The organism is Bacillus glycinifermentans, from assembly GCF_001042475.2.
Taxonomy (GTDB): domain Bacteria; phylum Bacillota; class Bacilli; order Bacillales; family Bacillaceae; genus Bacillus; species Bacillus glycinifermentans.
Window position 1 is genome coordinate 99,863 of the sequence record NZ_LECW02000022.1, and the last position, 23,031, is coordinate 122,893.

Below are 23,031 nucleotides of genomic sequence, written 5' to 3' on the forward strand. Positions count from 1 at the left end.
TGCATAAAACAGTCATTTGCCTCAGTACACCTGTCTCTACCCCTGAGTATGATAAAGCAGGACATAAAAAGGTTGATAGGAGGTTTAAAAGATGAGTGATGTCCATGATCATGGTATTCAACAAGCAGTAGACCAGCTGAAGAGCGAGGGCAGAGATCAATATTTAGACCGTGAGCCTGAATCTCCGGCAGCTGAAGAAAACAGGCCCGCCAGCATTTTTGACATGTGGTGGGGGATAAGACCGCGCGGAAGCAACCGGAACGAGGAAAGTACAGAACAAGAAGAAAGCACAGAACAAGTGGAAAGCACAGAACAAGTGGAAAGCACAGAACAAGTGGAAAATACAGAACAAGAAGAAAGCATAGAACGAGAGGAAAGTGAAAAACAAGAGAAAAGCAAGAAACAAGAGAAAAGCAAGAAACAAGAGAAAAACCAAAAGCATGAAAAAGGGAAGAAACACGAGAAAAGCAAAAAACCGGAATACGGGCACAAGAGGCCTGAATATCGTCCTCACAAGAAAAAGCATTACAGGAAAACGAGACACGGCTATGAAAAATATACGGAATGTTATGAGGGAAATGTAACTGAGGTCAAATATCGCAAAGTGTAATCAAAGCGGCTTACTGCATTGTGAGCCGCCATTTTTTTAGGTGTGAAAAACCGGGACTTTAGAACGGGTTTTCGCATTGCAGAAAGGATTTTTTAAAGGTCTGGAGAATATAAAAAAAAGTTAAGCTGAAATCTAACTGCGGGGGAATTTTGAATGAAGTTTGCGACAGCAGGGCTGCACAGCCGTCAATTTGTGGGACTTGTCATGGGCGATAAAATCATGGATTTGCACAAAGCCGAAAAAAAGCTGTTTGAGCTTGAGACGATACCTGAAACGCTCATCGAGTGCGTGAGCGAGGGCGACAAGTTCGTCCGCCATGTCGAACAGCTTGTCGAGTGGTCAAAGAAGAAAAATACTGAAGAGAGCGGTTCGTATATTTATCCGCTGTCAGATGTCAAGCTGTTGGCCCCCATTCCAACGCCGCGGAAAAACGTTTTTTGCATCGGAAAAAATTATCGGGACCACGCGATAGAAATGGGAAGCGAAGCAGATATTCCGAAACATATCATGGTCTTTACAAAAGCGCCGACTTCGGTGATCGGGCACCTTGAATCGATCGATGCCCACAAAGGCGTGACAGAAACGCTGGATTATGAAGGGGAGCTGGCGGTTGTCATCGGCAAAACCGGCAGACGCATCCCGAAAGAAGAAGCGCTTGACTATGTATTCGGCTATACGATTATCAACGACGTGACTGCGCGCGATCTGCAAAAGCGGCATAAGCAGTTTTTTATCGGAAAAAGCCTTGACGCCACATGTCCGATGGGGCCGTATCTAGTACATAAATCAATGATTGAGGACCCGCAGCAGCTGAAAGTGGAAACGCGGGTCAACGGCGAACTTCGCCAGTCGGGCGATACGAAAGATATGATCTTTTCGGTTGCAGAGATCATTGAAACGCTGTCAAAAGGGATGACGCTTGAAGCCGGCGATATTATCGCAACGGGCACGCCGTCCGGGGTCGGCAGCGGGTTTCAGCCGCCAAGGTTTCTGCACGAAGGGGATCAGGTCGATATCACGATCGAACCGATCGGAACGCTTTCGAATCTTGTAAAATAAGTCTTGTTACGTAATGGGTATTTCTGTATAATGAAATTATAAAATTTTTCGAAATGAGGGATGTGCGATGAGAAGACAGATTGTGACGTTTGCAAGCCAATTATTCATAGCACAGCCCATGTCAAATAAATGACCGGTTACCTTCGTTTGATCTGGTGATATTCCATGGGCTGTGCGGGTACGGCTCATGGATTTTTTGCTTGGATAGAGCGCAAAAAAAGAGCCTGCGGGCTCTTTTTTAATATCATCAGACAATGGGAGGAAACCAATTTGAATTTATCAAAATTAGGCGTCAACTATATTAGCGACCGTTTAAAGGATACGAAAGAAAGCGGCCTTGTGCTGGGAAGAGTCGCCCTTCCGCATAAGCGGCTGTATCGGGTTTTTACCGGACAGGGGGAATGGCTTGCCGAAATTTCCGGCAGGCTGAGGTTTGAAGCGGAAACGAGCGGGGATTTTCCGGCTGTGGGAGATTGGGTGTATATGCGTCCGCGGGAAGATGAAAAAAAGGGGACGATCGTTGACATTGTTCCCCGCTTTAGCCAAATTTCGCGCAAGGCTCCGGGTGATCCTGCTGTGGAACAAATCACGGCTGCCAATGTAAACACGATTTTTCTCGTCAATGCCCTCAACCGGGATTTCAACATCAGAAGAATCGAACGATATCTATCGCTTGCTTGGGAGAGCGGGGCCAATCCTGTCATCGTCCTCAGCAAAGCCGATATTGGCGATCGAATAGAAGAAAAGGTCAGACAGGCTGAATCTGTCGCATTCGGCGTGCCGATCCATGTCATCAGTGCACATGAAGGCATGGGGATGGATGAACTAAGGTCTTATGTCAGAGAGGGGGAGACAGCGGCGCTTTTAGGCTCGTCAGGTGCGGGAAAATCGACGATGATGAACTTTTTCCTGAACGAAAACCGTCAGGCCGTTCAAGAGGTTCGCGAAGGTGATGACAGAGGGAGGCATACGACCACTCACAGGGAGCTGTTTATGATTCCGGATGGAGGGGTTTTAATCGACACGCCGGGCATGAGAGCAATTGAACTCTGGGAATCTGAAGAAGGCTTTCAGCAAAGCTTCGCTGATGTTGAGGAGCTGGCGCAGGCATGCAAATTTACCGATTGCAGCCACCATCAAGAGCCCGGGTGCGCCGTTCAAGCGGCAATCCTGGCAGGGGACTTGGATCATTCCCGCTTGAAGAGCTACCTTAAGCTTAAAAAAGAGCTCGAATATCTTGCGAGAAAAAAAGACAAACGGGCGATGATACAAGACAAAAACCGCTGGAAGCAGATTTCAAAAAGCATGAGGAAAAAGCGGCGCTGAAATCATCTCAAGCGCCTTTATCATGATATTGGCAGCGTTCACATTTTTTTGTTTAATGGACGGGTTCATGATAATATAAAAGCAATACCTGATCTGATAGGGGGAATTCGATATGGTGACGCATTGGCACATCACGGCATGGGTGATTGCGCTCATTTTAGTGTTCGTTACTTATGCGCTTTATGCCGTCAAAAATGAAAGAGGCGCGAAAATCGCGCATATGGTTCTTCGCTTGTTCTATATTTTGGTGATCTTAACGGGAGCGGAAATCTTGTTTAGGTTTGCTGCCTGGACGAATGTATATACAGGAGAATACATAGGCAAGACGGTTCTCGGCCTTGTGACGGTCGGATTGATGGAAATGCTCTTGATCCGCAAGAGAAAAGGAAAACCGATCATCGGAATTTGGATCGGCTTCATTATCGTCCTGCTTTTAACGATCGCGCTCGGGCTCCGTCTTCCTCTGGGCTTTAAAACCTTTTAAGCGCACTGCACCAGTTCTGTTTAAGGGCTGGTGTTTTTTTATGAGGGGGGTTTGTATGCTGATATAGTCACGATTCTTATCCCCTCGGAAGTTGTCCATTCAAACCTGTCTTTCCTCTCACCGGTCCGTTCGTAATGATGCTGGAGCGCGCATTGTTTTACATCGTTTGAAAACTGATAAAACGAGGCGCCTTTTGCTGTTGCCGGGTCTGCCGAAAAGCTTAAGCCATTGAAGGCGTAGACGCAGTCAAAAACAGAAAAACCGAGGCTGTTCAACTGGTCCAAAAACGAATAAAACTGCCCGTCGTCCAAATCAGATAAAAAATCCAAAAATGCCTGTTTCACCGTTTTCAAATAGCGGATCGCCTCTCCGCCTGTTAACGGAATGTTTCCGCATCTTTCTGTCGCGGCGAACCGGCCGAAGAGCTCCGCTTTCACCCATTCTCCGCCGAGATCGATATAGACCCCCGGGCTTCTCAGGCTTTCAAACAGAAATAAATCACCTTCTTCATTTTCGATCAGGCAGATTCCCTCGTCCATGATAATCGTCCCGTAAATCCATTTGCGGTCTTTTTCATAAATCCTCATCTCGCGTTCCGTTTCCATGGCTGGTCTCCTTTCTTTTTTCTTTTTCTCCAAAACGGGCTTGTCTCATACAAGTCTCTGATGGACAATTCAACTATTATTGTAAGGTGCATAAAATAAGTAAAGTGACAAAGGAAGTGAGCCTAAAAAGAGAAAGAACTTAGAATTGGAGCTGATCGACAATGTGTGGAATAACGGGGTGGGTGGATTTTACAAAACCGCTCGTCCGAGAGCAGCCTGTCATGGAGAAAATGACTGACACGCTTTCGAAAAGAGGGCCCGATGATACAAACATTTGGGGAAAGGATCACGTTTTATTCGGACATAAGCGCCTGGCTGTCGTCGATTTGGAAGGCGGCAGACAGCCGATGACCCGTACACATCAAGGGCATACCTACACGATTTGCTATAATGGAGAGCTCTATAATACAGAGGATTTGCGAAAAGAGCTTCTGGCGATGGGGCATCGATTTAAGAGCCACTCCGATACAGAGGTGCTGCTCCATTCCTATATGGAATGGAAGGAAGAGTGCATCCACAGGCTGAACGGAATCTTTGCGTTTGCTGTCTGGGATGATGAACGGGATCTTCTGTTTGCGGCGAGAGACCGCCTCGGGGTCAAGCCGCTGTTTTATTCCGAGCACGGTGCGTCATTTCTGTTCGGCTCTGAAATCAAGGCGATTCTCGCTCATCCTGAGGTGAAGGCGAAGGTTGATCGCGAGGGGCTTGCCGAAATATTCGGGCTCGGTCCGTCAAGAACGCCGGGAAGCGGGGTTTTTAAAGGGATTAAGGAAATCCGCCCGGGGCATGCCATGCTGTTTTCAAAGGACGGCTTGACGGTCTGGCGCTATTGGAATGTCAAAAGCGAAAAGCATCCTGACAGCTTTTCCGATACTGTTCTGAATGTCAGAACGCTTTTTGAAGACGCCGTGACAAGACAGCTTGTCTCAGATGTGCCCGTATGTACGTTTTTGTCAGGCGGCGTCGATTCAAGCGCCATCACGGCGACAGCCGCGAAACATTTTGAAAAAGAAGGTAAAGCGCCGCTCCATACGTTTTCGGTCGATTATGAGGACAATGAGCGGTATTTTACCTCGAGTTTGTTCCAGCCGAACGCCGACGGACCGTGGATTCGAAAAATGTCGGAAGCATTCGGAACCGTCCATCACAACTGCGTCATTTCCCAGGAGGATCTCGCCGGCTGGTTGGAGGAAGCGGTCATCGTCAGAGATTTGCCCGGAATGGCCGATGTTGACTCATCGCTCCTTTGGTTTTGCCGGGAAATCAAAAAAGATTTTGTCGTGAGCCTGTCCGGGGAATGTGCAGATGAAATTTTCGGCGGGTATCCGTGGTTTCACTCGGCTGAGGATGTGAAAGGTTTCCCGTGGATGAGATCGACGGAAGAACGGATCGGGCTGCTCAAGAGCGACTGGCAGAAAAAACTCGGCCTCAAGGAGTACGTAACGGCGAAATATGAAGAAACGGTGAAAGAAACGCCGGTGTTAGACGGAGAAACGGGTGAGGATAAGAGAAGGAGAGAGCTGTTTTACTTAAATATGCTTTGGTTTATGACGACGCTGCTTGACCGGAAAGACAGGATGAGCATGGGCGCAAGCCTTGAAGTCAGGGTGCCGTTCGCCGATCACAGGCTCGTCGAATACGTTTGGAATATCCCGTGGGAATACAAAATGCACGGAAACCGGGAAAAAGGGGTCTTCCGCAAAGCATTGGAAGGGATTTTGCCTGACGACATTTTATATCGCAAAAAAAGCCCGTATCCGAAGACGCATCACCCGGCCTATACAAAAGCGGTGAAACGCTGGCTCGCGTCGCTTATTCAGCAGAAGGATTCGGCCCTTCACACCTTTTTGGACAGAAAAAAGCTCGATCAGCTGATTGAAACGGAGGGCGCGTCTTTTCAGGTTCCCTGGTACGGCCAGTTGATGAAGGGACCTCAGCTTATCGCGCACCTTGCGCAGATCCATACCTGGTTTGAGACCTACAGAATCGATATCGAAGATTAGAAGAAAGCACCCGGAGCGAGGCGGGTGCTTTTTGTATGCTCAAGCCGCAAATCCTTTTTGGAGCCATATTTTTGATCTCCATCGTCTGTACATCATAATCCCTCTCACCCATTCATCAGCAATAAAAGAAAACCAAATTCCCGCAAGGCCGAGTTCAAGCTGGATGCCGAAAATGTATGCGATCGGCAGGCCGATTCCCCACATGGAGATGATCGCCATATAGACCGGGTATTTTGCGTCACCGGCGGCTCTGAGCGAGTTGATGATCACCACGTTGAATGAACGGCCGGGCTCGAGGATGATCGTCATGACGATTAACATGCTCGCTGTCGCGATAATATCGGGATTTTGGCTGAAAATGCCGATCAGCGGTTTTGAAAAAACGGCCAGCAGAATGGAGGTGAATGTCGTAATCGCCAGCGCCCACCACAGGCTTTTTAAGCATCTGCTGTAAGCTTCGTCAAATTGTTTGGCTCCGATATGACGCCCGATCAAAATTTGCGTTCCCTGGCTGATCGCCGTTCCAAAAAGCATGATAAACATCATCAAGTTTTGTGCATATACTTTTGTCGTCAGCGCCTGTGCACCCATGAGCGTGATAAAATAGGTGACGATCATTTGTGACGCGTTATAGGAAAGCTGTTCTCCGGCCGAAGGGATGCCGATTTTGAGCAGCTTTTTCAGATGGCCTTTTTGAATAAGGAAAAGGCGCTTTGATAAAAGCGGCATGCCGATGCGCTTTTTGACAAGCAGGGCGATCGCCAATAGGCCGATGACGCGGGCCGTTGAAGTAGACAGCGCCACCCCTGCAACCCCGAGCACAGGGAAGCCGAACGGCCCGAAAATGACGAGATAGTTTCCGGCGATATTTAATATGTTCATGCCGATCGTGACGGCCATTGTATCCTTCGTATGGCCGTAGCTTTTTAGGATCGCGCTGTACGTCATGATCAGCGCCTGGACAAAGGACAGTCCACCGACGATCTGCAAAAAGATTTTCGCTTCATCGAGCAATTCCGAAGACAGCCCCATCATCAATAAAAGCGGTTCTGCAAACATATAAATGGCTGCGCTTATCAGAAGACTGATGATAAAATTGGCGCTGATGGAGACGTACCCGACATCCATCGCTTCCGCTTTCTGCCGTGATCCTAAAAACTGTGAAATGATGACTGTGGTGCCCGTCGCGATGAAACCGAACATGACGATGATCAAATTCAGCATTTGGTTGCTGACGCCGACGGCCGCTACGCTGTCGTCGGAATATTGGCTGAGCATCAGGGTATCCGCGTTTCCCATCAGCATATATAATGAAACCTCGATAAAAATCGGCCAGGTCAAGGCAAATAAAGAGAGGTTTTGAACATTTGTTTTCTTCATGGCGGTGACCCCTTTCTTTTCAAAATCCGTTTAATAGTGTAACGCCATCCTTTTATAATAAAAAGAGACGAAACCGATACTTTTTGGAGAAATCCGACCAAATCAAAGGGGGGAAGAGCATTGGACCATGTCATCTTCAAGATTCCGCCGCTGCCTGTTCTGATCACCTGCGGGGAAGGGGTATTCAAAACAGGGGAAAAACACGTGGAACGCGAATATTCCGTCTTTGATCTCTTATATGTCATAAAAGGGGAGCTGTTTTTGACCGAAGGCGGCAAGCCCTTCCGCGTCGCAGAGGGGGAGTACATCATCCTCATCCCGGGGCTTGAGCATTACGGACATCGGGGCTGTCTGGAGGATACCCATTATTTCTGGCTCCACTTTCAGGAGGAGGCGTACGAATTGGCGGATCAGGGAGGTGAGAACTGGACCGTGCTCAAGCTTGAGCACGGAACGTTTGAAACGCCCCCTTTATACAGCCTGAGGCTTCCGCGAAAAGGAAAAGTCGATCAAAAGGCATTTATAGAAAAGCAGTTTAGAAGTTTGCTTGATGATTCCGCCGAAAATTCGGATTTGCCTCTCAGAAAGCAGCTCCTGTTCGAAGAGCTGCTCATTCACCTGCAAAAAGAGGCCTTCCGCATTCCTTCCGCGAATGAGCGGGTGGCGGCGGAAGCGCAGCGTTATATCGACCGCCACTACAAAGAAAAGCTCAGCATGGATCAGCTGTCGGCCGCTCTGCATTACCACCAGGACTACATCACCCGCTGCATGCAAAAAGTGTTCGGCCAAACGCCGGGGCAGTATGCCAACAAGGCGCGCATACATGAAGCAAAACGGCTGCTTTCGGTGACAAATGACAAAATGTCATCGATCGCCGAACAAGTCGGCATCGACGATCCGACGTATTTTTCAAAACTTTTCAAACAGATGGAAGGCATGTCGCCTGTCGAGTACAGAAGGATGATCAAGAGGAATATCGAATAAGGTATAGGAAAAAACGGATCGGAGGAAAAAACGCGTGAACTCTATATGCGGCGATAAAGTCAAATTGCGTCAGATTACGATGGATGACGTTCCTGAGTTATGGACTATGATCTATGGGACAAAAAAACCTGAATGGAAAAAGTGGGATGCGCCTTATTTTCCGCTCCAGCCTGAGCCGTATCAATATTTTGCCGAATCATTCGTGCCGCTATTGAAAGAAAAGCCGCCCCGTTATGCGGCGATAGAGATCGACGGACGGTTTAAGGGGACGATTTCTTATTATTGGGAATGCAGGCCGACCCGCTGGCTTGAATGCGGCATCGTCATCTATGATCCACAGTTTTGGAACGGCGGATACGGCACTGAAGCGGTGAAGCTGTGGGTCGGCTATTTGTTTGAAAACACCGAGGTTGCGAGAATCGGAATGACGACGTGGTCCGGGAACGCGCGGATGATGAAGTGCGCGGAAAAAGCGGGTTTTACATTGGAAGGGCGGCTTCGAAAAGTCAGGTATTACGATGGGGTTTACTATGATTCAATCAGATACGGAATCTTGCGGGAAGAGTGGGAGCATATTTACGGTGAAGGCTGCCGCTATAATAAATGACGAGATGGAATACGGATGAGAGAGGAAATATGAAAATAACGATTTACGATGTGGCAGAAGCGGCCGGCGTTTCGATTTCCACGATGTCGTGCGTGATCAACAACACCGGGAGAATCAGTTAATCGACAAGATTTAAAGTAATCGAAGTTATGAAAAACCTCGATTATCAGCCGCATGTCCATGCATCAGCCCGGGAAGCGGACGAATATCATCGGCTTTCAGCGCCTGATATCGCCAGTCCCTTTTCGGCGAACCGGCCAAAAGCGCGGAAGAACGAGCGGATGAGATCGGATTCAGCATCATCATGTGTTCCACGGACAGGGATCCGAAAAAAGAGACAAAATATTTTTAGTACTGAGGCGAAAGGGCGGGGCACGCTGATCTGGCGCGGAAACATAAATGTGAACAATCCCGCGGACCCTTAACAAATGATCGATTGATTCGTATTCTTTAAAAAAGAATCGGTGCATGGACCTCCAGACACGCGCGTTGGAGGTTTTCTGACAAGGGGGATATAGATGGGTACAGCCGGCGTTCAGTTTGATAAAGTCGCTGAAGAATACGATTTCGCAGCAAGCCTTTTGAATGATCATTCATTTTTTCTTTCCAACATGCCTTTAAAAAAGGGGACGGCATTAGATATTGGCTGCGGCACAGGCTTGCTCGTTCACGAGCTGTCCGGTCATTTTGATCATGTGATTGGCATTGATATATCAAATGAAATGCTGGAGGTCGCCAGGCATAAACGCCGGCGCCCCAATACCGAATATTTGAAAATGGATGCGAGTGAGCTTCGATTTCCCCATCTCTTTGATTTCATTGTCAGCAGGACGACATTTCATCATTTGGAGGATGTGCCGAATGTGATCTGCAAAATGAAAGAATTATTGCATCCAGGCGGAAAGATCGTCATCATCGATAATGTATCAGAGGTTGAGACGCCGCCCGCGTATGTGTACGTGCTGGGAGCGATTCAAGAATTTTTCCCCAACTGTTTTACATTCGGAATAAAAAGTGCCGCAAGAGTGTTCAGGCATCAGACTTCAAAACCGTGGCTTGAACATTTAGCGGCAGACAAATACCTTTCAGAACAAGCATACTACGATCTTTACGGACCATTGCTTCCAGGCTGCACATTCCGCCGGATGGGCTGGGCGATGGGGATCGTCTGGGAAAACAAACCGATCGGTTAAAACGGACTTGAATTGTGATTTTTGACATTTTTAAACGAACTCATTGCGTGTTTGTAATCGGTCTGAGTTTCACTTGATAACGAACTTTAATATCCATGTTTTTCCATAATTTCTCCCAATGTTCATCGCTCATCGGCTTTGTGAACGGGAACAGTGCTTCACCGCCGATTTCGAGAGGATCCGCTTTGATCTGCTGCATTTTTTTCAGCAGACCGGCTGTCCGCCTTTCCAACTCAGATTCGATATCTTGGACAAGCATGTCGAATTCCCTTTGATCCTGGAGGTTTTTCTCTCCGTCATATTCTTCGATTCCGGGCGTTAACATTGACATTCATTGTTAACGCTGTCTTTTTTTCGTTCAATTCGAAATAGACCGCCGATCGTGCCTGGCCAAGCACGATCGAATGCCCGGGAAGGGGCAAATATTTGAGATATCGATTATTGTTGATGATCTGAAAGATTTGATCATCGATTCCTGAAATAATGTTTGCCAGTTTATCATCCTGAAACAGGGCGGTGCCTTCATATTTGAAATGATATCCATCTGTTTGAAACATCGGTGTATACGGATCAGAAAAATGAGTATAAAGCTGATTTTTGAAGTGGTGCAGATTGACGATGCTCATCTCTCCCTGGCTTGCTTTTTCATAATGACGCAATGTCTGATAAAGGTAGAAATCAAACTTTTTGCTTTCCTTTAGTGCATTGGTCATATATTTGTCAAAATCTCCATTCACAACGATGAGGTAAAGGCGCGGGCCGATTTTCGCATCGGATAGCAGAGAGTTCACGATTTTTAAAATCCCTTTCCTGGCGAGCCTTTCTTCAATCATAACCATCCGGAGCTGTCCGTTTTTTAATTCGTTATAGTAATTTAAGTCGAAATTTTTTCCAAACTGCTTGACCATTTTGACTTCTTTATTAAATATCCGCCTTTCTTCAAATCCAACCGGCGGGACGAGCGTGCTCATGGACAGCTTTCCGTTACCCGCTTCTTTTATGAACCAAAACGTGACGGGCGAGACTTCTTCAATCTCGTTGTTTTCAACAAATGGAGAACATCCCTGTGCCGCTAATATAAAAGTGATCGCAATGCATAATAAAGCAGCTTTTCTTTGTGTCATTCCATACGCCCCTTTAGCTTGCCGGCAATGACGAGTAATGAAGGAACCAGCGTGTAAGTGACGGCTCCGATCGATACTTCAAGCAAAAACCATATGTTTTGCTGTTCGCCGGTTTTCCAAAACCATGTGCTTAATGCGAGTGTGCCTGCCAAAATGAAAAGGATGCTTGAGCAAAATCCTTTTCTCGTCACCGGCTTTGAAACTCTTTTCAGCAGGATGCGCACTCCTCCGTAGAAACATAGCAGAAAGATTGCAATGACGAATGCGAAATGAAACATATGAGCCGACAGCAACAAGGTATCGATTCGTTCCAAGACCGGCGATTGCAAATAGCGCAGCATGTTGATTACCGGAAAAAGGGTTTCGCGCAAATAAGAAGAACCGTAAAAAAATAATGATGCTATGAACAGCAGCAAATATTCAAAAAGCGAAATCGCATTTCCGATCGTTAAGCATTTCAGCACTTTCGTATGTTTGCTGAACCAGGGCGCCAGGCAAATCAGATATTCGGGGCTTGAAAACGCAGACCAGGTCACAAGCAGCGCTTTCCATGACTGCCTGGTCCATTCAAACGGAATGAGCGGGTATAAATCATTCAGCGAAGCGATCGGGGGGACATAGAATCTGACAAACAAAAAAACGATCCAAAATGACGACATGAACGCAATGATCACAAACCTCATCGTATTTTCCATCCCGCGGGAAGCCGTATAACCGCCGATTAAAATAATAAACAGCACAAGCCAATTAATATTGATAGCCGGAAAAATAAAGTGACGGACGCTTTCTGCGTAGCTGACGACCATAATCATGATTTTGACGAACAGCTGAAGCAGGCCGATCAAAACGAAAAAACGGAATTTTCTTTCGCCGAAAAGCTCTGCAAAGCCTTCATATCCCTTGGCAGCAGGATATGACCTTAAGATCTTGGATAAAATAACCAAATTCAACTGTGACAGCATCCCGATCGCAATCAAGATGAAGATCATGTAAGGGTGAACCAAATACATCGGCAGGACCAGGATAAAGAAAAGAACCTGCATCCGGTTGGTGATAAAGATCATATACAGGCCGTCAAGAGGCCGCGTCTTGTTAAATAACGTGAAAGGATTCACCCGATCATCTCCTTTTGCCGAATCTCCATTTATGAAGGGGATGTAAAAATTCCGGCCGCCTTTTCAGCCAGATCAGCGGACTGCGGATGAACAGATCGAGCCAATCCCGCAAATATAAAGGCGAAAACGGCGCAAAATAAGGCTGTTTCAGAGAGGTAAGTCCATTCAAATGGACAAACAGCGCGATCAGCCCGAAGATCATTCCGAAAAAGCCGAGGCAAGCCGTTAACACGAGCATGATAAAGTGCATTAATGTATAGCCTTTTGCCACCATGTAATTCGGCACCAAAAAGGAAGCGACCGTTGAAATTCCGACAAGAACAATTAAAACTTTGCTGACAAAACCGGCTTGAACTGCTGCTTCTCCGATGATGATTCCGGAAATGACCCCCAATGTCGAGCTTGATTTGACGGGCATACGCACGCTTGCTTCCTTAATGATTTCGATGACGATCAGCATAAGGACGGCTTCCCAAAACGGGTTGAACGGGACCTTGCTTCGCGATTCGATCAAAACAAAAAGAATCTGCAGAGGGATCATATGATAATGATGGGTCGATAACGCCACATAAATAGGGATCAACATGATTGACAGAAAAAAGCTAAAATAACGAAGACACCTGAGAAAGCTAGATATCGGCCAGCGGATCGTATAGTCTTCAGGCGAATGGAAAAGGTGAAAAAACGTAATCGGCGCATTCAGTGCGTACGGTGTATTATCGACCAAAATGGTGATTTTGCCGATGCTCAAATTGTACACGCAAATATCCGGACGCTCTGTCTGCTGAAACTGCGGGAAGATCGAATAATGGTGATCCTCAATTAGTTCTGCAAGCTGAGCAGAATCAAAGACCGTATCAAAATCGATCTCCGAAATCCTTTTTTTTACATCCTCTACAAATTCACGGTTGGTCAGCCCGGCAATATAGACGATCATGACAGAAGTTTTGCTCAATGTTCCGGCTGTTAAGCTTTCCGTTTTTAAATTTGTCAAAGGCAGCCGTCTCCGTATCAAAGACAAATTGATCCCGATCTGTTCAGTAAAGCTGTCTTTTGGCCCGTATATTACCGTTTCCGTAAGAGAAGATTCAATTGGACGCCCCAATTGATTTTCCACCGGTATCGCGAACCACTGCTGCTCGAGCGGATCGTGTATCAACACAGATCCTGACATCAGCTGCTCTTTAGCTTCAGCAAAAGATTCAACATGCAAAACATTTGAAACCAAGCTTTTTAAAGAGAGGTATACCGTTTCTTCCGAACAGTTGATAAGGGGTTTGATAATCGCTTGCTGAAGGAGACCCCCGTCAATGATCGTATTGATAAAGTAAAATACGGCTTTTTGTCCGCTTTCCGTTTCATGTTCTTCCACTTTGGCATCTGCCATGCCTTTGATTGCTTCTTGAACGGATTCAGTACTGAGAGCGGTTTTTGCACCTGAGATGTGATCTATCGTCGTTAGTCTGTATTTTCGAAACATGGGCATCCCTCATCAGCGATTGATCAAAATGGTTTCCGGCGCTTTCCAGATATGTTTATTGTGCTCTCCAAAGCTTAATTTATACAGGAGACTTAAACCGCGAAACCCGGGGAAGCCCCCGGGTTTAAACAAATAATGAGGCGCCGAGATAAACGGCGAGCACCCACATCATGACAGCGGAACTTTTATTAAAGAAGATCAGCACGGATCCTCGTGAATCGAGCTTCCTGAGGATTCGCCCTGCTGAGGCGAGTCCGGTAAACCATATCCACGAAACGAAGATGCACGATCCGGTAAACAGCCATTTTTCCCGGCCGTCGTATGTCAACGAATTGGTACCGATCACCCCGACGATATCAAGGATTGCATGAGGGTTCAAAAGGGATACGGCCGCCGCAAAAGCGATCTGCTTTTTCGCCGTCATGCCTAAAGAACCGGTGTCTTCCCCGGAGGGCCTGCTGTTCCATGTGACCCATCCTATAAAAAGCAGAAAGCAAGTGCCTGCTGCAATCAAGACAACCTTTACGGCAGGGATCCCGGCGACAGCCGCGGAAACGCCTGTGACCGCGACGATAATGAGCAGCGTGTCGCATAATGAAGCGGAAACGACAAGCGGCAGCACCCGCCAAAAGCTTTGTGAAACCGCGCCTTGCTGAAAGATGAAAACGTTTTGCGCGCCTAAGGGCAAAATCAGCCCAAAAGCGAGAATCATTCCGTGAATTGCTGCGTTCATTGTTAGCAAAAACTCCTTTCATCAAAAAATGTCTGTTTTATTGTAGTGCGGGGAGCGGATCTTGTCTCCAGCCATTTGGATGGTATAGGTGCCCAGCCAAATGATATAGTTGAAAAAAGGAGCGAAAACGACGCATGAACAATCGGCTGAACCGAAACTCAGAAATTCCGCTGTATCAGCAAATCGAACAGATCATCAAAGAAAAAATTGTAAAAGGAGAATGGCCGGCCGGAACGAAAATCCCTTCCCAGCGAAAGCTTGCCGATATCTTCCGGGTTAACCGGAGCACGGTGACCGCCGCGATTGACGAATTAACCGCGAGTGGCCTTCTTGAAGGAAAGCGGGGAGGCGGAACAAAAGTGACGAATCATACGTGGAAAAGCCTCTCCGCCGTGCGGCCGCTCGATTGGACAAGCTATGTCCGGTCGGGGATTCACCGCCCGAATTCGACGACGATTCAGGAAATCAACCGGCAGGAATTCAATGAAGGCATGATCAGGCTCGGAACGGGAGAACTGTCGCCTGAGCTCTTGCCTTACCGGCAAATGAAAGAGGTTCTCGCAGGTGCCGAAGCTGAAAAACTGTCGCTCGGCTATGAAGAGCCGAAAGGTAACCGCTATGTGAGGGAAGCGGTGGCAGAGCATCTAAAGCGAAAAGGGGTGAATACCTCGCCGGACTCGATTTTAATCGTCTCCGGCGCCTTGCAGGCTTTGCAGCTCATCGCGATCGGCCTTCTGAAACGAAAATCGGCCGTGCTCACGGAAAGGCCGTCATACCTGTACTCGCTGCACGTTTTCCAATCGATGGAGATGAGGCTCTTCGGGATCCCGGTCGATGAAAGTGGACTTGATCCCGCATTCATCCCGGCATGCAAAAAGCAATACGGTGCAGACCTTTTGTACACGATTCCGTCATTCCACAACCCGACGGGCAGACAAATGTCGGAAGACAGAAGAAAAGAGCTGATTCGAATCAGCAAAGCGTACTCCCTTCCGATCATCGAGGATGATGCATACGGCGATTTATGGCTCGACGGTCCGCCGCCGCCGCCGCTGAAAGCCTTTGATCAGGATGGCAGCATCCTTTATGTCGGGACGCTATCAAAGACCGTCAGCCCAGGTCTGCGCATTGGCTGGGTCGCAGGTCCCGAGCCCGTCATCGAAAGGCTGGCTGACATTAAAATGCAGACAGATTACGGCTCAAGCTCGCTTTCCCAATGGGCTGCCGCTAAATGGCTTGCGGGCGGCCTTTACGAACAACACCTCGCCACGATCAGAAAAAAGCTGAAAATCAGGCGTGATGCAGCGCTCCGCAGTCTCAAAGCCCATTGCCAGGCGATCGCAACCTGGGAAAAGCCAAGCGGCGGATTTTACATTTGGGTCACATTCCATAAACCGCTGCCGCTCAATACGTTATTCGAAAGGGCGCTTAAGAAAAACGTCCTGATCAACCCTGGGACGCTTTATGATAAAGAAGCAAAACAAAGCATCAGACTGTCTTACTCCTACGCCTCTATATCCGATCTCGAAAAAGGCATCCGAACGGTTGCGGAACTGGCGCGGGAACTGATGTGACGAACGCCTTCATAAGGCCGGCAGGCCAGCCGGCCTATTCCTCTCCAACACGCAATCTCCAATTCAGGTCTAAAAGCCAGTGGTAAAAAACAGTAATTTCCATTATAAAATGACTTTTGATTCGTATTAAGAATATCAGCAAAGAAAAGAGACGCCTTCTTATGAGAAATATCACATTTTTCTGAATGTTATTGACAGGCCTGCGTCACAAAATATACACTTTTTTTGTCATTGAAAATGATAATCTTTATCAATTGGAGGAGTGCTTTTCATGCCTGTACAAACCAGTTCTAAAAATCGAGTGTTTTTGGAGCAGCAAAATAGAAGAGAATCAAATGCGCGTTCATATCCGAGGCGGTTTCCGCTTGCCATGCAAACGGCCGAAGGCATTTTCGTGACGGATGCGGATGGAAAGCAGTATTACGACTGCCTGGCAGGTGCGGGTACGCTTGCGCTCGGTCATAATCATCCAGTTGTCATTGAAGCGATTCAAAAAATGATCGATGAAAAGCGTCCCCTGCATACGCTTGATATCACATCTGAAATAAAAGAAGAATTCATCAGCGAAGTGTTTGCAAGCCTTCCCGAATCATTTGCCAAGCGGGCGAAGATTCAGTTTTGCGGTCCGACAGGCGGCGATGCGATTGAAGCCGCAATCAAGCTTGTGAAAACGGCGACAGGCAAGAGAAGCATTCTGTCGTTTCAAGGCGGATACCACGGGGCAACTCACGGAACGATGGCGTTAAGCGGCAATTTGTCACCGAAAGAAAACGTCCAGGGGCTGATGCCGGATGTTCATTTTCTCCCATACCCTTATGAGTACCGCTGCCCGTTTGGAGCCGGCGGGGAGGAGACTCACCGCCTGTCAAGCGCATATATCGAAAACGTGCTTGACGATCCTGAAAGCGGCATCCTGCCTCCGGCGGGGATGATTTTTGAAGCCGTCCAAGGCGAAGGCGGCTCTGTCCCGGCGCGTGCCGAATGGATCAGGGAAATGAGGAGAATCACAAAAGAACGCGGCATCCCGCTGATCATCGACGAGGTGCAGACCGGCATCGGCAGAACCGGAAAGATGTTTGCGTTTGAACACGCCGGTATCATACCTGATGTCATCGTCCTGTCGAAAGCGATCGGTGGAAGCCTGCCGCTGTCTGTCGTCGTCTATGACCGGGATCTAGACCAGTGGGCCCCGGGCGCGCACATCGGCACATTCAGGGGAAATCAGATGGCAATGGCGGCCGGAACGGCAACATTAAAATACATGAAAGAAAACGGCATTCTGTCACACGTGGAAAAAGTCGGCGCCAAGCTCATGCAGCATTTACAGGACATACAGCGCCATATTCCCGAAATCGGCGATGTCAGAGGTCGGGGCCTGATGATCGGAGCAGAAATCGTCTCCCCGCTCCAAAAACAAAGCGCTGCCGGCACCCCGCCGGCCGATCCGGAGCTTGCAGCCAAGATCCAAAGAAAATGCTTTGAAAAAGGCCTGATCGTCGAAACGGGCGGCCGCCACGGCAGCGTCATCCGCTTTTTGCCGCCTTTGATCGTGACGGAAGAGCAAATCGACGACATCACAGCGATTTTCAAAGAGGCTGTCTATGAAACTGTCAAGTAAGGAGAGAATCTTCGATTCCCTCTTTATGCACGGCGGCGAACATGGAATCGAAGCCTACCGGAAAGCAGTTGAGGCCGTTGTGCACATCTTGTCGGACGAATGGAAGAGGGACGCGGATCCGTACAGCGGAAACATGCCGCGCGAATTGCACGATCTCATCAAAAAAACATGCTCTTTTCGCGAATCAGGCGAGCCGCTGGAGCGTGTTCTTGAACAATTAAAGGAAGTTTGCTTGCCGCACCGCATCCGTGTTGAGCATCCGAAATGCATCGCGCATCTTCATTGTCCGCCTGTGATTCCGGCTGTGGCAGCGGAAATGCTGATCAGCGTCATGAACCTGTCGATGGATTCCTTTGATCAAAGCGGGGCAGCGTCCTTGATCGAAGAGGAAATGGTGCAGTGGCTCTGCCGGAAATTTCATTACGGCATGGAAGCGGACGGAACGTTTACGAGCGGCGGGACGCAGTCGAATCACATGGGGCTGCTGTTGGCGCGCGATGCGTATTGCGAAAAGCGGTGGAACTGGAATGTGCAAAAAGACGGACTGCCTCCTGAAGCAGACCGTCTGCGGATACTGTGTTCAAAGGACGCCCATTTCACCGTGAAACGATCGGCTTCACAGCTGGGATTGGGCGAGCGTGCCGTCGTCCTTGTCGACACGGATGAAAACAAGCGGATGTGCCTCTTCGATTTACAGAAGAAAACAGACATGCTGAAAGACTCCGGTCTTTATCCGTTTGCGCTCGTTGCGACATGCGGAACGACCGACTTCGGAAGCATTGACCCGCTGTCAGAGCTCGCGGATGCGGCCGGTAGAAGCGGCCTTTGGCTTCACGTAGATGCGGCATACGGCGGCGCTTTGATCATGAGTAAAATGCGGCGCGATAAATTGGCCGGAATCGAGCGTGCCGATTCTGTCAGCGTTGATTTCCACAAGCTGTTTTACCAGCCGGTCAGCTGCGGGGCTTTTCTCGTGAAGGACAGGCGGCATTTCCGCTTTATTGATCATCATGCCGCTTATTTGAATCCTGAGGAGGATGAAGCGGACGGTCTCGTACACCTCGTCAATAAGTCGCTTCAAACGACAAGGCGCTTTGATGCTTTAAAGCTGTTGATCTCGCTGCGCGTCCTCGGCGAAGATGCATTTGCCGAAATGATTGACGGAACGTTCGGCTTAGCAGAAGCCGCGGCGCAAAGGATTGCGGCAAACGATCATTTCGAACTGCTGAATCCGCGCCCTGAGCTGAACGCGGTCGTCTTCCGCTATCTAGCCGGAGACGATGACGAAGAAAGTGATGATGTAAACAAATACGTCCACCGGGAACTGTTTCAAACCGGACGGGCCGTCATCGCTAAAACGACTGCAGACGGGAAAACGTACTTAAAATTCACGCTTCTTAATCCGAGAACAGCTCTTTATGACATTGAAGACGTTCTTTGCGAGATCGAAAAGCTTGCAGGCTTATATTTGAAAAGCAGGAGGGTAAAATGATGGGGTCTTATCAAGAAATTGCAGAACATGCTACGATGCAAAGCTTTTTAAATTGCTATTTGCGGGAGACCGGTATCAATGCGGCAGAAACCCGGACCGGATCCGGGAAGATACTGATTGTGCCGCTTGCGCATCAGCAAATCGAGCTGATCGCCCCTGTGAAATATTGGTCGGAAACGGGGAGGCACCTGTTCTCCTTTCCGCTTTATTACAAAATAAATGGGGACGGAAAAGAGCTTCCGCTCGACTACGTCACACTCGTCGCCCTCGCGTCAAAAGAATTGCTTCTTCAGCAAAACAACAGGGGCGCAGAGGATGAATTCATGCTCAGGGTGGTGCTGAGCTGCCGCAATATCCGTCGCTATGTCGAAGAAAGGGCGAATGATCAGGAAGAGCTGAACGCACCTGACTTTTCCTTTATCGAAGCTGAGCAATCGCTTCTTTTGGGACATCTCATGCACCCGACGCCGAAAAGCAGACAGGGGATGACCGATGAAGAAGAAAAAATCTTTTCTCCCGAATTGAAGGGGGAGTTTCAGCTTCACTACTTTAAAGCGCATGCTTCACTCGTGCTTCATGATTCAGCCGCAGGCACGAAAGCGCCGCTGTTAATTGAAGAAGAACTGGGGAACGACCCATCCGTTGATAAAAAATGGCTTGAAAAAGAAACAAGGAACCCCGATTTTGTGCTGATCCCGGCACATCCCCTGCAGGCAAAAGCCTTGTTGGATAAACCGTTCGTCAAAAGGCTGATCGATGAAGGAATGCTTACATACCTTGGAGCAAAAGGACGGACGTTTACGGCGACCTCCTCCGTCCGCACAGTATACAGCAAACGCTCGAGGTTTATGTACAAATTTTCGGTCCCGATCAAAATCACGAATTCGCTCCGTATCAACAAGCAAAAGGAACTTGACAGGGGCGTTGAGATGGCGCGCCTTCTCGAAACAGAGCTCGGTGAAAGACTGAAGGACAAATTTCCCGGATTCCGCGTGATCAAGGACCCGGCCTACCTTTCAATCAAAGGAGAAAGCGGAGAGTCCGGATTTGAAGTCGTGATCAGGGAAAACCCGTTTTATGAAGACGACCGTTCCGCAACACTTGTCGCCGGCTTATGCCAGGACCATGCATACGGAAAAGAATCAAGGCTCGGTTCGATCATCAAAACGCTGGCAGCCCGGGAAGGACGGCCGACAGAGGATGTGAGCGCCGATTGGTTTGACAAGTATTTGTCCATTTCGTTTGAGCCTGTCTTATGGCTGTTTGAAACATACGGCCTTGCGATCGAAGCCCACCAGCAAAATGCCGTCATTCGCCTGAAAAACGGCTATCCTGAAACGTTTTATTACAGGGATAACCAGGGCTATTACTACAGCGAATCAAAGGCGCACATTCTTTCCGGACTTGCCCCGGATTTAAGCGAAAAAAGCGAGACGATCTGCTCAGACGGGGTTGCCGTCGAAAGGCTGCGTTATTATTTCTTCTTCAACCACTTGTTTGGACTTGTGAACGGGTTCGGGTCGGAAGGACTGATCAAGGAAGAAGCACTGCTCGCGATGATCAGGGAACGGCTTTTAGAAGCGGAGAAAACGTACGGTATCACCGAATTGACGGACAGCCTGCTGCGCTTTCCGGCGCTTCCGTGCAAAGCAAACCTCTTGACGCGCTTTTACGACATGGATGAACTGACGGGTTCGCTTGAAACGCAGTCCCGCTACACGTCTGTCGCAAATCCGCTTCTGAGGGAGGCGGCGGCCGTCCATGAGTAGAAGAATCACGTTTCGAAAGGCTGATTACGAAAAGGACGTATCCCTCGTATATCGCTGGATGCAAGAAGAGCATGTGATCCCGTTTTGGCATTTGGATATGCCGTTTCCGAAATTTGAGGCGCATTTTCACAAAGCGATCACAGACCCTCATCAGACGCTGTACATCGGCTGTATTGACGGCGTGCCGATGAGCTACTGGGAATCGTACTGGGTCAAAGGGGACATCATCGAACACCATTATGACAATGCGCCATATGATCAGGGCGTCCACCTCTTAATCGGGGAAAAGGCGTATTTGGGAAAAGGGCTGGCACTCCCGCTTTTGGAAGCGATGGTCAGGCAGCAATTTGAGGCGCCTGAGACGGAGAAGGTGATCGCAGAGCCGGATATCCGCAATGAAAAAATGATTCATATCTTTGAAAAAGCAGGCTTCCGGCCGGTCAAACCCGTAACCCTTCCCGATAAAACCGGACTATTGATGTTTTGTGATCGAAAACGCTTTTTTGAAAAGGAGAAAAGACATGAACTCAACATGCAAACAAAATGATGTATACGATGTGATCGGCGTCGGCGTCGGGCCTTTTAATCTCGGCCTCGCTGCTTTAGCTGATTCCGTGCCTGAGATCGATGCGCTGTTTTTTGAACGGAACGACAGCTTTAACTGGCATCCCGGATTGCTGATCGAAGGGACGACCTTGCAGGTGCCGTTTTTGGCCGACTTGGTAAGCATGGCCGATGTGACGAGCAAATACAGCTTTTTGAACTATCTCCAAAAGCATAACCGGCTGTACTCGTTTTACTTTTTGGAAAATTTCAAAATTCCGAGAGCGGAATATAACCATTACTGCCAATGGGTTGCCGAAAGCCTCGATTCCTGCCGCTTCGGCATGAACGTTGAGAGCATAGCCCTGGTTGAAACAGTAAACGGCGCTGTCTACGAAGTGCGGGTCGCCGACCAAACGAACGGAGCCGAATCCGTCTATTTCAGCAGGCATATCGCGCTCGGCATCGGGACCGGTCCGCACGTTCCGGAACCTTTAAGGGATGCGCTCGGCGGCGAGGTATTCCACTCTTCCGACTATTTAATGAAAAAACGCGATGGATTCAAGGGAAAAACGGTTGCCGTCGTCGGCTCAGGCCAAAGCGCGGCGGAAATATTTTACGATCTGGCAGCCGGCGGCTGCGCCCGGCATGTGAGCTGGCTGACCCGCTCAAAAGGCTTCTTTCCGATGGAATATTCGAATCTCGGCCTTGAATACTTTTCGCCGGATTATATCGATTTTTTCTATCAGCTTCCGCAATGGAAAAAAGATGAGCTGCTCAGAGAACAAGACTTGCTCTACAAAGGAATCAGCGCGAAGACAATTTCAGACATCTATCATCTGCTGTATGAGCGCACAGCCGCCGGCCGCGCCGCCGCCTTTGACCTGCAATCGATGACAGAGGTCAAGCGCATCGAGCGCGCCGCCGGCAGCTTTATTCTCCATTGCTCGCACCGCGTGAATGAAGAACGGTTCGAGCGCCGGGCTGATGCCGTCATCCTGGCGACGGGCTATAAAGAAAGAATGCCGGAATTTCTCGCTCCGATAAACGGCCTGATCGAAAAGGATGACAGCGGGCGCTTCGCCGTTACGCGCGATTACCGGCTGAAGACAACGGCCAAAACGGACAGCCGCATCTTTGTGCAAAACGGGGAGCTGCATACACACGGCGTGGGAGCCCCTGACTTGGGGCTCGGCGCCTACCGCAACTCCGTGATCATCAACCAGCTTGCCGGAAGAGAAGTATACCCCGTCAGCCATAAAACGGTCTTTCAGACGTTCGGAACGGGGAGCAAAGAGAAAGCAGCCGTGCCAAACGGCTGAATAGGAGGCG

At 48.7% G+C, this 23,031-nt stretch carries 21 protein-coding genes and 1 pseudogene; 15 read left to right on the forward strand and 7 right to left on the reverse strand.

What is annotated here, in order from left to right:
• Positions 1-91: 91 nt before the first annotated feature.
• The 4 genes from AB447_RS14285 to AB447_RS14300 all read left to right on the forward strand — a co-directional run bounded on the left by AB447_RS14285 (position 92) and on the right by AB447_RS14300 (position 3,479).
• A complete protein-coding gene (locus AB447_RS14285; RefSeq protein ID WP_057957618.1) occupies positions 92-610 on the forward strand; it encodes a spore coat protein CotG in 519 nt (172 codons plus the stop codon).
• Positions 611-763: 153 nt separating this feature from the next.
• Positions 764-1,669: a fumarylacetoacetate hydrolase family protein gene (locus AB447_RS14290; RefSeq protein ID WP_048353353.1), complete on the forward strand. Its 906-nt coding sequence runs from the start codon at positions 764-766 to the stop codon at positions 1,667-1,669.
• Between the two features lie 270 nt (positions 1,670-1,939).
• On the forward strand, positions 1,940-2,995 hold the full coding sequence (gene rsgA / locus AB447_RS14295) for a ribosome small subunit-dependent GTPase A (RefSeq protein ID WP_048353365.1): 1,056 nt from the start codon (positions 1,940-1,942) through the stop codon (positions 2,993-2,995).
• Positions 2,996-3,110: 115 nt separating this feature from the next.
• Positions 3,111-3,479 (forward strand): YisL family protein, encoded by a 369-nt coding sequence (locus AB447_RS14300; RefSeq protein WP_048353366.1) that lies wholly within the window; start codon positions 3,111-3,113, stop codon positions 3,477-3,479.
• Positions 3,480-3,517: 38 nt separating this feature from the next.
• Here the strand turns inward: AB447_RS14300 and AB447_RS14305 are convergent, their stop codons facing one another.
• On the reverse strand, positions 3,518-4,084 hold the full coding sequence (locus AB447_RS14305; RefSeq protein WP_048353354.1) for a DUF2777 domain-containing protein: 567 nt from the start codon (positions 4,082-4,084) through the stop codon (positions 3,518-3,520).
• A gap of 161 nt (positions 4,085-4,245) precedes the next feature.
• On the opposite strand from AB447_RS14305, the gene asnB reads away from it, so the two are divergent.
• Positions 4,246-6,087 (forward strand): asparagine synthase (glutamine-hydrolyzing), encoded by a 1,842-nt coding sequence (gene asnB / locus AB447_RS14310; protein ID WP_048353355.1) that lies wholly within the window; start codon positions 4,246-4,248, stop codon positions 6,085-6,087.
• Between the two features lie 39 nt (positions 6,088-6,126).
• On the opposite strand, the gene AB447_RS14315 is transcribed toward asnB, so the two are convergent.
• Positions 6,127-7,467: an MATE family efflux transporter gene (locus tag AB447_RS14315; RefSeq protein WP_048353356.1), complete on the reverse strand. Its 1,341-nt coding sequence runs from the start codon at positions 7,465-7,467 to the stop codon at positions 6,127-6,129.
• Between the two features lie 120 nt (positions 7,468-7,587).
• On the opposite strand from AB447_RS14315, the gene AB447_RS14320 reads away from it, so the two are divergent.
• The 4 genes and pseudogenes from AB447_RS14320 (at position 7,588) to AB447_RS14335 (ending at position 10,251) form a co-directional block, all read left to right on the forward strand.
• Positions 7,588-8,451, forward strand: coding sequence for an AraC family transcriptional regulator (locus tag AB447_RS14320; protein ID WP_048353357.1), 864 nt, complete (start codon positions 7,588-7,590; stop codon positions 8,449-8,451).
• A gap of 34 nt (positions 8,452-8,485) precedes the next feature.
• A complete protein-coding gene (locus tag AB447_RS14325) occupies positions 8,486-9,058 on the forward strand; it encodes a GNAT family N-acetyltransferase (RefSeq protein WP_048353358.1) in 573 nt (190 codons plus the stop codon).
• Between the two features lie 29 nt (positions 9,059-9,087).
• Positions 9,088-9,407 (forward strand): annotated as a pseudogene (locus AB447_RS27275) (LacI family DNA-binding transcriptional regulator); the annotation flags it as partial.
• Positions 9,408-9,576: 169 nt separating this feature from the next.
• A complete protein-coding gene (locus AB447_RS14335; protein ID WP_048353360.1) occupies positions 9,577-10,251 on the forward strand; it encodes a class I SAM-dependent methyltransferase in 675 nt (224 codons plus the stop codon).
• A gap of 40 nt (positions 10,252-10,291) precedes the next feature.
• Here AB447_RS14335 and AB447_RS26885 read toward each other — a convergent pair whose 3' ends face one another.
• The 5 genes from AB447_RS26885 to AB447_RS14355 all read right to left on the reverse strand — a co-directional run bounded on the left by AB447_RS26885 (position 10,292) and on the right by AB447_RS14355 (position 14,703).
• Positions 10,292-10,582: a Ger(x)C family spore germination C-terminal domain-containing protein gene (locus AB447_RS26885; protein WP_232517648.1), complete on the reverse strand. Its 291-nt coding sequence runs from the start codon at positions 10,580-10,582 to the stop codon at positions 10,292-10,294.
• On the reverse strand, positions 10,548-11,375 hold the full coding sequence (locus AB447_RS14340) for a Ger(x)C family spore germination protein (RefSeq protein WP_241494778.1): 828 nt from the start codon (positions 11,373-11,375) through the stop codon (positions 10,548-10,550). Before AB447_RS14340 ends, AB447_RS26885 begins: the two co-directional genes overlap by 35 nt.
• Complete coding sequence (locus AB447_RS14345) at positions 11,372-12,490, reverse strand: GerAB/ArcD/ProY family transporter (protein WP_053075371.1); 1,119 nt, start codon at positions 12,488-12,490, stop codon at positions 11,372-11,374. The genes AB447_RS14340 and AB447_RS14345 overlap by 4 nt, the downstream gene beginning before the upstream one ends.
• 4 nt (positions 12,491-12,494) lie before the next feature.
• The gene (locus tag AB447_RS14350) at positions 12,495-13,970 is read right to left on the reverse strand and encodes a spore germination protein (protein ID WP_048353362.1); all 1,476 of its coding nucleotides are present in this window, start codon (positions 13,968-13,970) and stop codon (positions 12,495-12,497) included.
• Positions 13,971-14,094: 124 nt separating this feature from the next.
• Positions 14,095-14,703, reverse strand: coding sequence for a LysE/ArgO family amino acid transporter (locus AB447_RS14355; protein WP_048353363.1), 609 nt, complete (start codon positions 14,701-14,703; stop codon positions 14,095-14,097).
• Between the two features lie 134 nt (positions 14,704-14,837).
• On the opposite strand from AB447_RS14355, the gene pdxR reads away from it, so the two are divergent.
• The 6 genes from pdxR to AB447_RS14385 all read left to right on the forward strand — a co-directional run bounded on the left by pdxR (position 14,838) and on the right by AB447_RS14385 (position 23,021).
• Positions 14,838-16,277, forward strand: a complete 1,440-nt coding sequence (gene pdxR / locus AB447_RS14360) for a MocR-like pyridoxine biosynthesis transcription factor PdxR (RefSeq protein ID WP_048406698.1) — start codon at positions 14,838-14,840, stop codon at positions 16,275-16,277.
• Between the two features lie 271 nt (positions 16,278-16,548).
• Positions 16,549-17,895: an aspartate aminotransferase family protein gene (locus tag AB447_RS14365; protein WP_048354815.1), complete on the forward strand. Its 1,347-nt coding sequence runs from the start codon at positions 16,549-16,551 to the stop codon at positions 17,893-17,895.
• On the forward strand, positions 17,879-19,387 hold the full coding sequence (locus tag AB447_RS14370; protein WP_048354814.1) for a pyridoxal phosphate-dependent decarboxylase family protein: 1,509 nt from the start codon (positions 17,879-17,881) through the stop codon (positions 19,385-19,387). The genes AB447_RS14365 and AB447_RS14370 overlap by 17 nt, the downstream gene beginning before the upstream one ends.
• Positions 19,387-21,156, forward strand: a complete 1,770-nt coding sequence (locus AB447_RS14375) for an IucA/IucC family protein (protein WP_048354813.1) — start codon at positions 19,387-19,389, stop codon at positions 21,154-21,156. Before AB447_RS14370 ends, AB447_RS14375 begins: the two co-directional genes overlap by 1 nt.
• Positions 21,149-21,703: a GNAT family N-acetyltransferase gene (locus AB447_RS14380; RefSeq protein WP_048354812.1), complete on the forward strand. Its 555-nt coding sequence runs from the start codon at positions 21,149-21,151 to the stop codon at positions 21,701-21,703. Before AB447_RS14375 ends, AB447_RS14380 begins: the two co-directional genes overlap by 8 nt.
• Complete coding sequence (locus AB447_RS14385; RefSeq protein WP_048406696.1) at positions 21,678-23,021, forward strand: lysine N(6)-hydroxylase/L-ornithine N(5)-oxygenase family protein; 1,344 nt, start codon at positions 21,678-21,680, stop codon at positions 23,019-23,021. Before AB447_RS14380 ends, AB447_RS14385 begins: the two co-directional genes overlap by 26 nt.
• The last annotated feature ends 10 nt before the right edge of the window (positions 23,022-23,031 follow it).

What these genes read in the sequence shown, in the direction of transcription:
- AB447_RS14285 (WP_057957618.1), top strand. Translation starts at nt 92, where the DNA reads ATGAGTGATGTCCATGATCATGGTATTCAACAAGCAGTAGACCAGCTG.
- AB447_RS14290 (WP_048353353.1), top strand. Translation starts at nt 764, where the DNA reads ATGAAGTTTGCGACAGCAGGGCTGCACAGCCGTCAATTTGTGGGACTT.
- AB447_RS14305 (WP_048353354.1), bottom strand. Translation starts at nt 4,084, where the DNA reads ATGGAAACGGAACGCGAGATGAGGATTTATGAAAAAGACCGCAAATGG.
- asnB (WP_048353355.1), top strand. Translation starts at nt 4,246, where the DNA reads ATGTGTGGAATAACGGGGTGGGTGGATTTTACAAAACCGCTCGTCCGA.
- AB447_RS14315 (WP_048353356.1), bottom strand. Translation starts at nt 7,467, where the DNA reads ATGAAGAAAACAAATGTTCAAAACCTCTCTTTATTTGCCTTGACCTGG.
- AB447_RS14335 (WP_048353360.1), top strand. Translation starts at nt 9,577, where the DNA reads ATGGGTACAGCCGGCGTTCAGTTTGATAAAGTCGCTGAAGAATACGAT.
- AB447_RS26885 (WP_232517648.1), bottom strand. Translation starts at nt 10,582, where the DNA reads ATGTCAATGTTAACGCCCGGAATCGAAGAATATGACGGAGAGAAAAAC.
- AB447_RS14340 (WP_241494778.1), bottom strand. Translation starts at nt 11,375, where the DNA reads ATGACACAAAGAAAAGCTGCTTTATTATGCATTGCGATCACTTTTATA.
- AB447_RS14350 (WP_048353362.1), bottom strand. Translation starts at nt 13,970, where the DNA reads ATGTTTCGAAAATACAGACTAACGACGATAGATCACATCTCAGGTGCA.
- AB447_RS14355 (WP_048353363.1), bottom strand. Translation starts at nt 14,703, where the DNA reads ATGAACGCAGCAATTCACGGAATGATTCTCGCTTTTGGGCTGATTTTG.
- pdxR (WP_048406698.1), top strand. Translation starts at nt 14,838, where the DNA reads ATGAACAATCGGCTGAACCGAAACTCAGAAATTCCGCTGTATCAGCAA.
- AB447_RS14365 (WP_048354815.1), top strand. Translation starts at nt 16,549, where the DNA reads ATGCCTGTACAAACCAGTTCTAAAAATCGAGTGTTTTTGGAGCAGCAA.
- AB447_RS14370 (WP_048354814.1), top strand. Translation starts at nt 17,879, where the DNA reads ATGAAACTGTCAAGTAAGGAGAGAATCTTCGATTCCCTCTTTATGCAC.
- AB447_RS14375 (WP_048354813.1), top strand. Translation starts at nt 19,387, where the DNA reads ATGGGGTCTTATCAAGAAATTGCAGAACATGCTACGATGCAAAGCTTT.
- AB447_RS14380 (WP_048354812.1), top strand. Translation starts at nt 21,149, where the DNA reads ATGAGTAGAAGAATCACGTTTCGAAAGGCTGATTACGAAAAGGACGTA.
- AB447_RS14385 (WP_048406696.1), top strand. Translation starts at nt 21,678, where the DNA reads ATGAACTCAACATGCAAACAAAATGATGTATACGATGTGATCGGCGTC.